The sequence below is a fragment of the Alphaproteobacteria bacterium genome, from assembly GCA_026400645.1.
GTDB lineage: Bacteria > Pseudomonadota > Alphaproteobacteria > Paracaedibacterales > CAIULA01 > JAPLOP01.
The window spans coordinates 13,441-28,495 of record JAPLOP010000029.1 but is presented as its reverse complement, the minus strand read 5'-3'; the positions used below and the strand labels follow the sequence as shown (position 1 = coordinate 28,495).

12 protein-coding genes are annotated in these 15,055 nt (G+C 44.4%); 7 read left to right on the top strand and 5 right to left on the bottom strand.

What is annotated here, in order from left to right; all coding sequences use genetic code 11:
• Window positions 1-119 precede the first annotated feature (119 nt).
• Entirely contained in the window at window positions 120-1,199 is a 1,080-nt protein-coding gene (locus tag NTX76_04900; protein ID MCX7338598.1) for a tetratricopeptide repeat protein, read from the bottom strand.
• Window positions 1,200-1,601: 402 nt separating this feature from the next.
• Between NTX76_04900 and NTX76_04895 the strand changes: the two genes are divergently transcribed.
• Entirely contained in the window at window positions 1,602-2,366 is a 765-nt protein-coding gene (locus NTX76_04895) for an outer membrane lipoprotein carrier protein LolA (protein MCX7338597.1), read from the top strand.
• Here the strand turns inward: NTX76_04895 and NTX76_04890 are convergent.
• A complete protein-coding gene (locus tag NTX76_04890) occupies window positions 2,313-3,710 on the bottom strand; it encodes a bifunctional folylpolyglutamate synthase/dihydrofolate synthase (GenBank protein ID MCX7338596.1) in 1,398 nt (465 codons plus the stop codon). The two genes, NTX76_04895 and NTX76_04890, sit on opposite strands and share 54 nt — an antisense overlap.
• Window positions 3,711-3,885: 175 nt before the next feature.
• Here NTX76_04890 and NTX76_04885 point away from each other — a divergent pair, with 175 nt between their 5' ends.
• The gene (locus NTX76_04885; GenBank protein ID MCX7338595.1) at window positions 3,886-5,193 is read left to right on the top strand and encodes an amino acid carrier protein; all 1,308 of its coding nucleotides are present in this window, start codon (window positions 3,886-3,888) and stop codon (window positions 5,191-5,193) included.
• A gap of 35 nt (window positions 5,194-5,228) precedes the next feature.
• On the top strand, window positions 5,229-6,287 hold the full coding sequence (locus NTX76_04880; GenBank protein ID MCX7338594.1) for a L,D-transpeptidase family protein: 1,059 nt from the start codon (window positions 5,229-5,231) through the stop codon (window positions 6,285-6,287).
• A gap of 33 nt (window positions 6,288-6,320) precedes the next feature.
• Here the strand turns inward: NTX76_04880 and NTX76_04875 are convergent, their stop codons facing one another.
• Together NTX76_04875 and lipA are read right to left on the bottom strand one after the other, a co-directional pair.
• On the bottom strand, window positions 6,321-6,782 hold the full coding sequence (locus NTX76_04875) for a type II toxin-antitoxin system RatA family toxin (GenBank protein ID MCX7338593.1): 462 nt from the start codon (window positions 6,780-6,782) through the stop codon (window positions 6,321-6,323).
• 3 nt (window positions 6,783-6,785) lie between these two features.
• Complete coding sequence (gene lipA / locus NTX76_04870; protein ID MCX7338592.1) at window positions 6,786-7,754, bottom strand: lipoyl synthase; 969 nt, start codon at window positions 7,752-7,754, stop codon at window positions 6,786-6,788.
• A gap of 395 nt (window positions 7,755-8,149) precedes the next feature.
• On the opposite strand from lipA, the gene uvrC reads away from it, so the two are divergent.
• The 4 genes from uvrC (at window position 8,150) to NTX76_04850 (ending at window position 12,897) form a co-directional block, all read left to right on the top strand.
• Window positions 8,150-9,988 carry an excinuclease ABC subunit UvrC gene (uvrC, locus tag NTX76_04865; protein MCX7338591.1) on the top strand — a complete coding sequence of 613 codons (1,839 nt, stop codon included), beginning with the start codon at window positions 8,150-8,152 and terminating at the stop codon, window positions 9,986-9,988.
• Window positions 9,989-10,053: 65 nt separating this feature from the next.
• Window positions 10,054-10,602, top strand: a complete 549-nt coding sequence (gene pgsA, locus NTX76_04860; GenBank protein MCX7338590.1) for a CDP-diacylglycerol--glycerol-3-phosphate 3-phosphatidyltransferase — start codon at window positions 10,054-10,056, stop codon at window positions 10,600-10,602.
• A 449-nt stretch (window positions 10,603-11,051) separates the two neighbouring features.
• Window positions 11,052-12,152: an ATP-binding protein gene (locus NTX76_04855; protein MCX7338589.1), complete on the top strand. Its 1,101-nt coding sequence runs from the start codon at window positions 11,052-11,054 to the stop codon at window positions 12,150-12,152.
• A gap of 4 nt (window positions 12,153-12,156) precedes the next feature.
• Window positions 12,157-12,897: a response regulator gene (locus NTX76_04850; protein ID MCX7338588.1), complete on the top strand. Its 741-nt coding sequence runs from the start codon at window positions 12,157-12,159 to the stop codon at window positions 12,895-12,897.
• A 262-nt stretch (window positions 12,898-13,159) separates the two neighbouring features.
• On the opposite strand, the gene NTX76_04845 is transcribed toward NTX76_04850, so the two are convergent.
• Window positions 13,160-14,887, bottom strand: coding sequence for a patatin-like phospholipase family protein (locus NTX76_04845; GenBank protein ID MCX7338587.1), 1,728 nt, complete (start codon window positions 14,885-14,887; stop codon window positions 13,160-13,162).
• Window positions 14,888-15,055: the final 168 nt, after the last annotated feature.

Here is a 15,055-nt window from a genome sequence, read left to right as displayed (position 1 = left end):
GAGTGTTTCGCTGTCTACGCTTCGACTCTGTCGTTACCTTGAGAGACGCAAGACTCGCTATGTGGTGGGACTGGCTTTCCCTTCCACAGCGGGACTTTCACCCGCAAGATTGGTGCGACTTATCTTGGCGCACAGAGACTATTGATCAATAAGGATTTGGCTTTTTCAAAATCTTTAAGGGAAGCGCAGGTCATGGCCATATAAACTTGGGTCCGGGCGATTTTACCATCATTTTTATTGTTTTTCCAAAATTCGAGGCTTCGTTCATAACAATCCAAGGATTTTGTATACTCACCAAGATTTTTCAAAGCAATTCCTAAGTACACAAAATTGGAAGCCCTGATTTCTTGGCTTTCGGTATCTTGACTTTTGTCAAGTTCTAAGCTTTGCTCGAGAAAAAATTGCGCCTGTTTATAATCTTCTGTGTAACAACTCCCCAAATATCCAAACGCTTTGGCGGCCCCCTTATTATCCCCATTTCTTTGAGAGATATCCGCGACCTCCCTTAAAACAGTCTTGGCCAGTTCATAGTTCCCAACAGGGTATTTCAGCATATTGCCCAAGGGGATCATAACTTTAGCTTCTGATTCTGGACTGAGTAAGTTTTTATGACCAAGCAAGGAGAGGGCATGCCTAGAGAGGATATCGCAGCTTGTTGTTGACTCGTCTTTCATTAGAGCGGCCATATTTTTAACCAAACATTCAACAATGTTCTGCATCAACTGCTCCCTCTGCTCCACACTTAATTTTTCCATCAGGTATGATAAAACCATTTCCTGGGTGCTGCGGTGCATTATAAAAACACCCTCATTCTGAAAAGACACCAAGGGATTGTCAGAAATAAGGGAATAGATTTTAAGGTTATAGGCAAAGCTGGTTGCGATACCTTTGTTCTTAAAGGAAGCTAACAGCGTTTTAGGGATATCCTGAGAATCGATCAAACTGGTCAAAAATAAAAGATCTGTAAAATCGGGGTGAATTTTGATGAACTTGTTCAAAATTTGATTCAGCTTATCTTGTTGAGGAGGAGCCATTTCATCAAAAGAAAAACCATTTTGTTCGTCATTGGAGGCTGAAGGCACCCTTGCTATCGTCTGTGAACCTCCGGAAATTAAACCGCCACTTGGCACGCTGCAGTCACCCTTTTGATATCCAGATAGAACCATCAAAGCGGTTACCATTATTGCAATTTTTTTCATACGCTCCCCTAATTTAAATTTAATGCTGCGTTGGTCAGCAAGATTTCAAAATTTTACAAATCATTACATACTGATGCCATTTTCAATAAATCTTCATGAGTTCTGGATTGCTCAATGGGCTTCGCCCTCATCGCAATGACGTCGCCATGGCGAGCGATCGCAGAGAGCGTGGCCATCCAGGAAACCCACTGAGTTTTTTTGAAAACGGTATTACATATATATAGAGTATACAAAATTTATTAAAATTGCGTTAATTTATTAATTATTCTACCATTGATCATTCATCTTCTTTGTTATAAATAAAATCAAAAGATGGTGATTTTTTAGTTTTCCAATGGCGTCAATCACGGAAATCCTATACTGTCGTGCTTATTGGAACGCACTAATCGAATTCCCATAATAATGATCAAAAATTATCGCTTTATCACCATCCTTTTAATGGCTATGTTTCTCTGCCCCGCGCTGATGGCATCAGGGCAACAAACGACCAAAAAAGATCTTCAAAACAACATAGAGGGTTATTTGAATGGATTACTAACCTTGACGGCTGATTTCGTTCAGCTCAACCCCGATCATACCGTTGTCCCTGGCAGATTGTGGCTGAAACGGTCCCTATCTTTAAAGGAATGGGGGAAATTACGACTGGATTACGACTGTCAAAAAATTGTAACCCGCGGGGATGAATTGGTTTTGTATGCCCCCAACACAGAAAACCAAAAAGCCGGTCAAATGACAGAGGAATCAAGCTACCCCCTGGACAGCACGCCGGCTGCATTTATTTTGTCAAAAAAAATATCCTTCACAAAAGATTTGCACGTTAAAGAAATAACCGGCACCCCCAATAATGCCTATGCCAAAATCATTTTGGAACGCCCCAACGATACAAGTGGGATGTCGTTAACACTTGTATTCAGCCTTTATCCCCTGACAGGAAAAGTCAAAAAGATTGAACACTGGGTCGTTTTGGATGCCCAAGGAAATGAAACAGTCGTTATTTTTATCCCCGACACAGTCAAGGGCGGGGATGCCAACCGAATTGCAGACACTATATTTAAACCCCCATTTCCAGGGCAAAAACCATTCGACGCTCAGGAATTGATTCCAAGCGAACTGTCACCCTGGCTTAACGACAGACTCCGCCAAGATATGCCCAACAAGATAAAGTGACCCCGTTAGAATCATTCGACAGGGCGGACGATAAGATCGCTTGATACAATCAACGGCCTGATCAAAATTCGTTGCAGTTGTTGCAAGAATCCCAAGGGATGCCGCAAGCTCTGCCAGTGATTTTGGATCGTAATTTTCCCCATTATCTGTATCCGGTATAGGAATCATTACAGCCCGATCAATAAATGGTTTTAGCGTCGCCAAAAAGGACCGAACATCTTTACGCGCCTTCATCCCGATAATGGCAACAATTGGGGCTGGGGATTCCTGTTTCCATGCAGCCAAATGCTGTGCCAAGGCTTTTGCCCCGCCAACGTTATGGGCTCCATCAACCCAAACCTCATATCCATTATACCCTTCGCCTTTCAAACTCTGATCTTCGAAAATTTTGGAGCCTCGCGTCCTCATGTACGTCTCTGTACACCCTGGGGTCCATTCGGGGCGCTCGGTCCTTATTGTCAAATCCAGATTTCGAAATTCATTGGGTATAGTATTTGATAAACACTGCAGGCGCCCGGGCCAATCCGCCGTCGTTAACCCCGTTGCAATGGCATCCGCTGTCACAGGAAGACACGCCTGGGTCGTCAATGCCTTGACAGCCGTGGCGGCATTCAAGGTTTGATGCGCCCCAGTCAAGTTTGGCGGCGGAAAGCCAAGCAATAAATGAACATCCCAATCCCGACCACAAACATAAGCCAGAGAATCCTTAAGGGCAGCCTGATCCAACAAAACCTGAATGACCTCGTCAGGTTGGGGCGCAATAACAACCGGCGTTCCTGACTTGATAATGCCCGCTTTCTCAAAAGCAATTTTCACCAACGTATTCCCCAGGTATTCTGGATGATCATAAGAAATTGGTGTGATAATACTGATCAAGGAAGACTCAATCACATTGGTTGCATCCAGCCGCCCCCCAAGACCCGTTTCAAGCAAAACAATATCCGCCGGAATTTCCGAAAACAACAGAAACGCCGCTGCTGTTGTAGCCTCAAAAAACGTGATGGGGGCGCCGTTATTTATCCGCTCAACCGTGGACAGGGCATCATATAACCGCTGATCATCAACAATCTTACCGGCAACGCGGATACGTTCGTTAAACACAACCAGATGGGGGGATGTATAAACGTGGACGGAGTACCCCGCTGCCTCTAAAATACTGCGGCAAAACGCGATCGTCGATCCCTTGCCATTTGTGCCGGCAACGTGAATAACAGGGGGCAACCGTCTGTGGGGGTTGCCTAGCTTGCTTAACAGGGTCAACAGACGATCCAACGTCAAGTCGATCTCTGCCGGATAGAGCGTTCGCACCTTATCAAGGACATCATTAAGGTTTTTTTGGATCATGCAATAACCCTTGATTCATTTGAATTTTATCCGTAGTATACAAGACATGTTTAAAAGATTCTCCCTCATAGTGCACTCGAAAAGCCCCCGTCTCAAGCGCAGCAAGCGCTAGAACTATTATTTTACCCCCTCCACATCGCCTATAGTCATTTCGTCGGAACATTTGAGCAGCACTATGTTAGATAATATTTTTGAAACGTTAGAAATCATTAACTCATTTTTTTGGAGCTATATAGGCTTCACACTAATCATCGCATGCGGCATTTATTTTACAATTAAGTCAAATTTTTTCCAGTTCCGAACCTTAAAACGCCCAAGAAAATGTATCCGCGATCTTCATGAATCAGCCCAAAAAGGCCATGATGGCATTCACCCCTTAAAGCTCTATTTTGCATCGGTTGGTGGCATGGTTGGCCTGGGCAATATGGTTGGCATCATCATGGCCCTGATGATTGGCGGGCCGGGTGGATTATTCTGGCTTTGGGTGGCGTCATTCTGCGGCATGCTCATCAAGTATGGAGAGATCTATTTAGGTGTGCATTTTCGTGTCCCCAATGGCCGGGGCGGATATGATGGTGGCCCTATGTTTTACCTGAAAGAAGCCTTTCGCAATCGATACATTCCCCTGATTGTCAGTATTCTTTTGTGTATTTATGGCGTAGAAGTCGTTCAATTTTTGATTATCACCGATACAGTGGTCAAGTTTTTTGCCATCGATAAACACATTGTTATTATTGGCTTGCTTGCATTTACACTTTATACGGGCCTTGGGGGCATTAATCGATTAGCGACTATTTGCACCATTCTTATGCCCGTATTCATCATTATATATGTCATTATGTGCCTGTGGGTTCTGGTGAACCATGCCTCAGAAATCCCCAATACCCTAAGCATTGTGTTTCATTCTGCCTTTAATGGACATGCTGCAGTTGGTGGATTTGCTGGCAGTACCTTTGTTTTGGCTGCCCAGAAAGGGATTGCCCAGGCGGTTTATTCGGGGGACATCGGGATCGGCTATGATTCCATAATCCAGGCGGAAACAAAAACCCAGCACCCTGAAAAACAGGCCCGCATGGCAGTCTTTGCCCTAGCTACGGATACGATTATCTGCACGATGAGCATGCTGGTTGTTCTGGTAACCAAGGTTTGGCATGGAACCGACAAAATGCAACCCTCTGAATTTATCACAAAGGCTTTGGGGATGCATTTCCCCTATATAGAAACATTCATGGCCATATTTTTCTTTTTGGCGGGATTCACGACCATTATTGCTTATTTTTCTGTTGGGATCAAAAGCTCAGCATTCATAGCCCCCAAATGGGGACGGACAATCTATATTGCCTATGCCATATTTGCGTTTTCTTTTTTTTCGTTCTTTGATCAAAACAAGGTCATGCTGATCATGAGTCTGTCTGGGGGATTTTTGATGATGCTCAACCTGATGGGAATGATTCGGTTACGCCATCACATTAAATTTCATTAATTCCTTTATCGTTTGTGAACAGTTAGAATGGTGGAATGATATATCCTATTCTCATTATTCTGGCCATTTTTTCACAGACTTCACCGGTGCTGTCTGCCGCACCCCCATTTCCACAAGCCCACAAATTAACGCTGCTTATAGAGAAATATCAAAAAGACATCGCCGACGATTCATCACCCTGGCCACAGTGGACGTGTCTGCAGCATTCGTTTCGATTGGGTGAAAAAGATCCCGCTTTAAGCACCACCAAACAACAGCTCAAGCGCCTTGGATTTCTGGTCGAAAGCAAAGATATCATCACAAACCCCATTTATGACGCCCCGCTTGAAAAGGCAATCCGTCAGTTTCAGCTGCGCCATTTTATAGAACCCGATGGCATTATTGGGAAAAAAACATGCACAGCCCTTAATATGTCGCTGCAGGAACGAATCCGGAAAATCAAACTCAATCTGGATCGCCTGGGGAAGCTAAAATTCAATCAGGGCGAACGATATGTTTTGGTCAACATCCCAACATACCAAGCCTATGCGATGGAGGGGTACAAAGCTATCCTAAGTCAGCCGGTGATTGTTGGGATGCGCAGTCGCCAAACCCCTGTATTCAAAAGTACGATGAACAGCGTTACGCTGAACCCGTCATGGGGTGTGCCTGTCAGCATATTTGTAAGGGACAAGCTTAGGCGGGTTCTGGATGACCCAAGCTATCTGGACAATCATGGATATGTGGTGACCGATTCCGATGGGCAGCCCCTGTACGGCGGCGATGTCAACTGGGCCCACGTTTCCATGCAGTATTTCCCCTATCGTGTGCGTCAGCTTCCTGGGAAACATAATGCCTTGGGGGCAATTAAATTTAACCTTGATAACAAGCATGCCATTTATTTGCACAGCACCCCTGACCAAAAATTGTTCCAAAAAACAAGCAGGGCCCTTTCGTCGGGGTGCGTTCGATTGTCTGCACCAAGCGATCTTGCCGTGTGGGCATTGGGCACCACGCCGTCTTATGCGGCAGATAAAATTGATCAATTATTAAAAAAGGAAACAACCCACACCTTAAAGTTAAAGGACCGATGTGGGTTTATTTCGCTTATATAACCGTGTGGGTCGATGACGATGGGCACCCCCTGTTTAGCGACGATCCGTACCGACTAGATTGAGCAATAATGCGCGTCTTTCGAATGCGCCAATAATTTGTCGGCTGGCGTGATCAAATACGGGCTCCAATGCTTTCTGAAGGAAGATATTTTTAAATTCATAGTCAATATGAACGGAAATTTCTGTCCTGGATGGGGCATCACTAGATGATTTTGGCGCAAAGGTCCACGTATTTTTAAGATATCGAAACGGTCCCGAAATATGGTCGACTTCGATTCTATCGGATGGAAAAAGCCTAACGCGCGATGTGTACTGATGTCGGATGAATTTGTATCCAATCACCAAATCAGCATCAAATTGGCCAGGAGATTGGTTGTAAACAGTGCTACCAAGGATCCATGGCAGAAACAATGGGTACGTATCCACCGCCGCCACCAAGCCAAATAAATACTCAGCCGAATATGGCAGGGTTCGTGTTTCAGAATAAACGGACATCCCTTATGCTGACACGAGCTGCAAATCTTGTATCTGCTTTAATCGGGCTGCCCTTAAGCTCACAAAATCCTTGTCAGCATGATAAGACGATCGGGTTAAGGGCGATGCCGACACAAGCAAAAATCCCTTTCCCCTGCCCATTGTGGCATATTCGTTAAATTCTTGCGGCGTCACAAAGGTCATTAAGGGGTGATGCTTTGGAGTTGGCTGCAGATACTGGCCAATCGTCAAAAAATCCACCGTTGCCGCCCGCAAATCATCCATCACCTGGTAAACCTCATTTCGATCCTCACCAAGTCCCACCATCAATCCTGACTTTGTAAAAATTTCGGGATCAAGCTGCTTGACCTTTTCCAGCAATCGCAATGAATGAAAATAGCGTGCCCCAGGGCGAACCGTTGGATACAAACGTGGAACCGTTTCCAGGTTATGGTTGTAGACATCAGGCTTTGCCGCAACGACAATTTCCAGCGCACCCGCCTTCCGCAGAAAATCTGGAGTCAAAACCTCGATCGTGGTATTGGGATTCCGCCCCCGAATTTCCCGGATGGTTTGGGCAAAATGATTGGCGCCACCATCATCCAGATCATCCCGATCAACGGACGTGATAACAACGTGGGATAATCCCATCTTGGCAATCGCCTCCCCTACGCGCTCTGGCTCATGCGGATCCAATTGATTCGGGCGTCCAGTCTTTATATTGCAAAACGCACAGGCCCGCGTACAAACATCCCCCATGATCATCAGCGTTGCATGCTTTTTAGCCCAACATTCACCAATGTTCGGACAGGCCGCCGATTCACAAACGGTATGAAGATTATGATCCCGGACCAACTTGACGGTCTCTCTGTACCCGTCTGATGTGGGGGCCTTGACCCTGATCCACGATGGCTTGCCCTGACGCGCTGATTCTGACGCGCTCACCGTCGTATCATCCCCAGATAATTTCGTTTGTTGGACTAGTCCTATCATAAAAAACACTCCCTAGGAACGGAAAAGGACCGACTGTTCGGCGGAAAATTATCCACAATTTTCGATAAATAAAATGCATGTGAATCAGTGAACTGAAATAAATAGCACACTTGTGAAGCGAATATCAACAAAAATAAAATCCTTTAAAATCAATGACTTAAAAAGGGCACAAAACTTAGGCAAAACCCTTGGGAGCATGGGCTTTGCTGGCCCCAGAGCCTTGTGTACCTTTTTGTCCACAACGTTATCCACAGAACTCGTGGATAACAGTTAACAAAGTGTTAACGGAGGCTTCCTTGGTCATTTCTGTTCATTTTTCAGTTTATTTGGAGGCCTGTTTGATGTAACCATACCCAAGAAACATTAAGAAATCGTTAACATCCATATTACAGACCATGAATCTATTACCACCGTCTCTATCTTTAGGTGTTAAACGCATCAAAGAAACCGTTAGAACACTGCCAGCCCTTCCCGGCGTGTATCGAATGATCAATGCGGGTGGAAAGATCCTTTATATAGGAAAAGCAAAAAACTTAAAAAGACGCGTTCTGTCCTATGCGTTGGCCAATAAATTAACGAATCGCCTACAGCGGATGGTTTCGGAAATCCACAGGATCGAGGTTTTGGTTACACACACAGAAACCGAAGCCTTGCTTTTGGAATGCAACCTGATCAAAAAACATCAACCGCCCTTTAATATTTTATTAAAAGACGATAAATCGTTTCCCTATATTTTAATCACAAAAGACCACCCCTTTCCGCGCATTACAAAACATCGGGGACCACAAGATATAAAAGGGGATTATTTCGGACCGTTTGCGAATATTGCTGCCGTGGACGAAACCATTTTGACACTGCAAAGGTTATTTCAAATTCGCAATTGCCAGGATAGTTATTTCGCGCAGCGCCACCGACCGTGTTTGCAATACCACATAAAACGCTGCACAGCGCCCTGTGTTCAGAAAATTTCGGTCGAAACGTATCAAGAATCGATCACCCATGCCAAAGATTTTTTGTTGGGCAAGGCAGATCTTGTCCAACGGCAATTGGCGGACCGCATGAACCAAGCAAGCGAAGCTTTGCAGTTTGAACAGGCTGCACTTTATCGCGACAAAATAAAACTGCTAACATTGATTCAATCACACCAACGCATTAACGTCAGCGATATAAAAGATGCTGACATTGTGGCCATCGTCCAGATAGGCGGCCTGACATGCGCCCAGATTTTCTTTTTCCGGAATGGATGCAATTTTGGAACGGAATCATTTTTCTTAACGAACGGAGGGGGGGAATCCGTCGAACAAAGCTTGGCAGCCTTTTTGGGGCAGTTTTACCAAAATCGCCCCCCTGCCCCGGTAGTTCTGCTGAGTGCCGAGCCAACCGAATTGGACCTGATCAAGGACGCATTAAGGGAACGCCACACTCAATCCACCCATTGGGAAATCCCCAAACAAGGAATCAAAAAACAGCTGGTTGACCATGCATCATCCAACGCACAGGGCACCATAGAACGAAAACAAGCGGAATCATTAAGCTTTAAGCGGCTTTTTCACCAACTGTCCACCATTTTTGACCTGCCCAAGATTCCCGAACGAATCGAGGTTTATGATAACAGTCACCTGCAGGGGAAAAATGCCTATGGCGTGATGATTGTCGCCAACCAACAGGGGTTCGACAAAAAATCATACCGCAAGTTTGCCATCAAGGGGGAATGCGGAGAAAAAGGGGATGACTATGGCATGATGCGAGAAGTTCTGGGGCGGCGCCTGAGGGCGATCGATGACAGCCAAAGACCCGATTTACTGCTGATTGATGGGGGCCAGGGGCAGCTAACAGCTGTTTTGGATGTTATGGTCGATCTTGGCATCGATGTCCCCGTGGTGGCCATCGCAAAGGGTCCCGATCGTAATGCCGGGAAAGAACGGTTTTTTATGCGGGGCCGAGATCCTTTTTCATTAGAGGAAAACAGTCACGTTTTGTATTTTCTACAACGTCTGCGCGATGAATCCCATCGATTTGCGATTGGGACCCATCGTCAAAAGCGTGAAAAAAATCTGTCAAAATCCACGCTTGATGATATCCCAGGCATCGGCAAAACGCGCAAGAAAAAGCTGCTGCACCATTTTGGGTCAGCCCAAGGCGTATCGAAAGCGGGCCTAAAAGACCTACAGCTTGTGGAGGGGATTCACGAACAAATCGCCCTAAAGATTTATAATTTTTTTCATGCGCAGTAATTTGTTAACAAATGGGAATGGGTGCGCTAGTATTAAGGAAATGAACGGTTACTGATTGTCCACAAATGCTAAATACACTCCCCAACATATTGACGGCTTTTCGCATTGGATTAATTCCTGTCATGGTTTTTGCATTCTATACCAACAGCACCTGGGGCAAATGGGCATCTTTGTTCATCTTTATTTTTGCCAGCATAACAGATTTTCTGGACGGTTATTTGGCGCGAGCATGGTCGCAAACCTCCAAGCTAGGGGAATTTTTGGATCCCGTTGCCGATAAATTACTTGTGGCATCAACATTATTTCTGTTGGCGGGATTCGATCAAATTAGCCATTTTGCCTTAATGCCCGCTATTGTGATTTTATGTCGCGAGATTCTGGTCTCGGGCTTACGTGAATTCCTGGGCGAGATGAACGTCCATACGCCGGTATCTAAATTTGCCAAATGGAAAACAGCCGTTCAAATGATTTCCATTTCACTTTTGTTGTTGGGCAGCGTCCCCGACATCGGCAAATTCGTATTGAACACAGGTGAAGCCCTGTTGTGGATAGCCGCAGTCATGACGCTTGTCACAGGGTATGATTATATAAAGGCGAGCTCTCGGTATCTATAGCCAATTCAGCGGTTGAAATTTTGAGATAATTTCTCTTTTTTTCACTCCCAACCTTTCTTTATTTCCATAAAATTTTTTTAAACATTTAGAATACTTTGATTTACCCATACCCGAAGTAACACTAACAATTTTTTTGTCATTTATATGGTAAAAAAGGTTGTAATGCTCCCCACAATTCTATTATAAGTTGAATATGGTATATGTTTTCAACTCACCTTTTTCAAGAGCTTTAGATATACTCAGGCAATAGCCAGACTCACTCCATGATAAATTTGTCAATAAAATAGGGGTGATTTCAAGGATGCCTGCTTAAAAAATAAAAAAACGAATACTCAAGGTCAGAATATTTTTTTACTTTGCTAAAAAACCAGCGCAGTGATAGGGATATTGGTTGTCAGCGTAAACGTTTTTGCAACAACATTGTTTAATCAAGGGAACAAAACGGCATCATGAAAAACGCGGAATTAACAACAGAACTGTTGGCTATAATCGTCAAACATATTCCGTCTGCAGTGGCCGTATTGAATCAAGATATGCATCGTCTTTATGCCAACGAACGATGGTCCCAGCTTCATGATTTATCAGAAATTTCCCCGACAGAAGATTTTTTTTCAAAATTACCCCCCGCACTAAAAGCGGATTGCGAGCGCTGCCTTGATCATCGAACAATTGTCTGTGGCATGGAAAAAGATGGGAAAAAAGCATACTGCCTTACCTGGGAAATAATCCCCTGGAACACATCCAGCGATGAAATCGGCGGACTTGTCATTTTCATTGATGACAGAACAGACAGAAAACGATCGGATGAAAAAATATACGAAATGGTCAATAAATTATCGCAATCCAACCAAGCCTTAGAAGAATTTGCCTTTGTTTGTTCACACGAACTACGCGAGCCATTGCGAACCATTGCCAATTTTTTTCACCTGATCGAAAAACACAACGCAAACACTATGGATGCAACAACCCAGGAATACCTGGGTTTTATCAAGAAAAGTATCCATCATATGGAAACGCTCATCAATGACCTGATCGAACATTCGATTATCAATTCAAACAAAAATAATTTTACCAGCAAAGTCGTTTGCATTAATGATATTATTGACAATGTTAGGGATATTCTTTCGGCCAAAATCATAGAAACTGGCGCCACTCTAGAATATGGAAAACTTCCATGTATCTATGGAGAGAGAGCCCAGCTGGTTCAGCTTTTTCAAAATTTGATTGGTAATTCTTTAAAATTCAGATCCACGCACCCACCCAGGATCAAAATTACCGCAGAACAAAAAGGGGATTTTTGGCAATTTGCCCTGGCAGATAATGGGATTGGCATAGAAAAACTTTATCATAAAAAAATATTCTTAATGTTTGAACGTCTTCATAGCAAAGAAAAATACGAAGGGTCTGGGATTGGACTGGCTTTGTGTGAAAAAATAGTGAAAAATCATGGGGGAGAAATATACATTCAATCCAACACAGAGAATGGCTGCACTGTTTATTTTACATTACCGTCTACCTCGCCAAACAAAACCTCACAGAAACAGGAATAGTTTTATGGAAAATTTAGGCGCGTTAAAAGAAATTGACATCTTTGTCGGAAAACGCTTACGAGAAAAACGCCAAAAGCTTGCCCTAACCCTGGCGCAAGTGGGGGAGAAATTGGGCGTGTCGCACCAGCAAATTCAAAAATATGAACAAGCGCAAAGCCGAATTTCCGCAAGCATCCTTTTTCAAATAGGCCAATTTTACGGGGTTAGCTCTCATTACTTTTTTGATGGATTCCAACATCAGGGGAAAAAATCTGATTCCCTTAACCTTGGGACTATCAGCCAGGATGCGGTTACGGTGCTCAATATTTTATTGGTTGAGGATGACCCGGCTGACGAACTTCTTGCCCGAAGAGCGCTTGAAAGCGCCAACATAAAAATCAACATTTTTTGCGTCCATGATGGTGTCCAAGCCCTAGATTTTTTACGTCATGGATCAGTCAGCATTGATTTTCCGCGACCCGATCTTGTTCTGCTGGATCTCAATATTCCAAAACGCGACGGCCATACCGTTTTAAAAGAAATAAAACGGGATCGCGAAATCCAAGAAATACCCGTCATTATATTGACAAACAGCATCAGCATACAGGCAATGGTTAACGCCTATAAAAATAGTGCATCGGGTTTTATTTGCAAATCCTTTGACTATGACCATTTTGAACAATCTATTGCTGGTCTTGTCAATTATTGGGGATCGGTCGTCGTTTTGCCAAGCAGCGCCTATTCGAATATGTCATCGGCATTTTAGACACCGCCCCTCAATTTGAAAAACGGTTTAATGACTTTTTATTCATCCCATTCTTTTTATCAAGATTGTTTAGCCCGAACTTGATGTAATAATCCCCAAAACCATGTCTTTTCCTGAGACAATCCTGGATTGCTTCGTCGCTCCGCTCCTCGCAACGACGTCTTTGCGCGGAGGACGCAGCCCGACAAAGGAATCCAGACCTTAAGATGCTGGGCACAATAAGGCTTTTAGGGATTCTTACGCCGAACTGGGGTTATTAGGCTCAAAGTCTGACTGGCTTAGTCCTGGGTAAGCGAAGCTCGCTGACAAGTTGATCGAATTGACTCTCCCTCTCACTATAAAAATCTCGAGCAATTGATTCAAGATAATCAACATGCGTACTGTCCGTATTATCCATGGTGTCTCTGGATGTATCCAGCCTTGGTTGGAATCGATAGTATTGACGAAACGTTTGGCCAGTAGGAAGCGGAATCTCAGGAAGCAGGGCCTTTACACCCTCGTGCGTTAATTCGGTGCGTCCATTTATGGAGAGATTTATGATATGTCGCACCATGCCAACCGTACCAGCATTCATAATATCAGCATCAGGAATTGGATCAAATCTTTCGCCGGTCCCCAATGAAACAACCGTATATCGATCCACAGCGCCATAATATTTTTGAGCAAGCGCTATAACATCAAGCATTGGATTATTGGCAATAAGCCCACCATCAACAAACGTATATTGATTCGCTCTGTTTGGTGATTCAGAATCGGATGATCTCATACTTCCATCGGATTGCCGTGGCACACCCCGGACTGTTGCTGGTGGAAAATAGGTTGGGGCTGCCGATGTGGCCCTGGCTATATCACGCAAATAAAAATCTTCCGGTATGTCAAACGTATTAAATAGCACGGGCCTTGCATGTTTTGTATCATAAGCCACCACCACGACATCCGACAAAAGCCCCGATCGTAATGTTCGGTCCCCAAACAATTCTTTCAAGAAATCCTCGTACTTATCGGTATTGTACTGTGGTTTGCATAACCCAAAACAGCTGCATGCAGGATCAAACACGACAGATCCATAATTGGAACAAATATGAGACAAATCCCCCATGTTAAAAAGATTATTATTTTGTGCAGTTGGAGAGGCGGCCCTAGAAATCCGCTTTGGTGTGGCTGCTGCCAATGCAAAAATCCCCCCAATCGATGTTCCAGCAATAATATCAAAATAATTGGAAATCGGCCCCCCCAATTTTTTCTCTAAGTGCTCAAGAAGTGTCGCAGGGATAATCCCTTTGATTCCCCCTCCATCAATACTGAGAATCCTTAAGATTGTTGGTGGGGCATGCTGTAGATCGGTAAAGGCTGTATTTCTTTCGCTACCCGAGACAGACAATGGGGTTGGCACGTTCGAGGATTGACGAGAGTGCTTGGATGAAGGTGGAGCAGACTGCTGAAGTATAACATCATCAGAAAATTTCACGGTTAGGTTGCCGCCAGACACATTTTTCGCATCAGCCTCAGACAGATTAATCCTTATGGCATTCAGATCAGACGGAGGCGTATTATCGTCCGCTGACAAAGAAAATTGCTCCACAGGGGGCGGATTGCTCTCTCTGTCAAAGTGCGGGCTTTTTTGATATGGAAGGATAGTGGGCAAAGTGCGACGATAGGAACTATCGGCAGTTCCAAGGTTATAAGCTAAATTAAAGGCGGTCGCGGATTGAGCTATATTTTTAGCAGAAGCAACACCCCTATCCAGGATGTTTGCGTCCATTGGCTTAATGGAACGAGTTCCGCCGGATAGTGTCGGAGACAAAATAAGTCGCCGAGGGGAATTAGCATCCGACACAACACGGAAGGTCACCTCCTGCCTAGGGGACTGCAGAATGTTGATTTCAGGGGGACTGCTTCCCTGATGCGAGCCAGCTGCGACTGCGGTTGTTGAAATCGTTAGGCCATAAACCAAGCAAGCAATGTTTAATAAACCGATCTTATTGTGCATAAACTCCTCCTTTTATTATTAATACTGTAATAATTAACCTCAGCTCGACGTAAGAAAGACTGAAAATGCCCACATTATCCAGGACAATCCTGGATTGCTTCGTCTCTTACGCTGCACGCCGCGACATCTTTGCGCGGAGGGCGCAGCCCGACAAAGCACTCCAGGAAA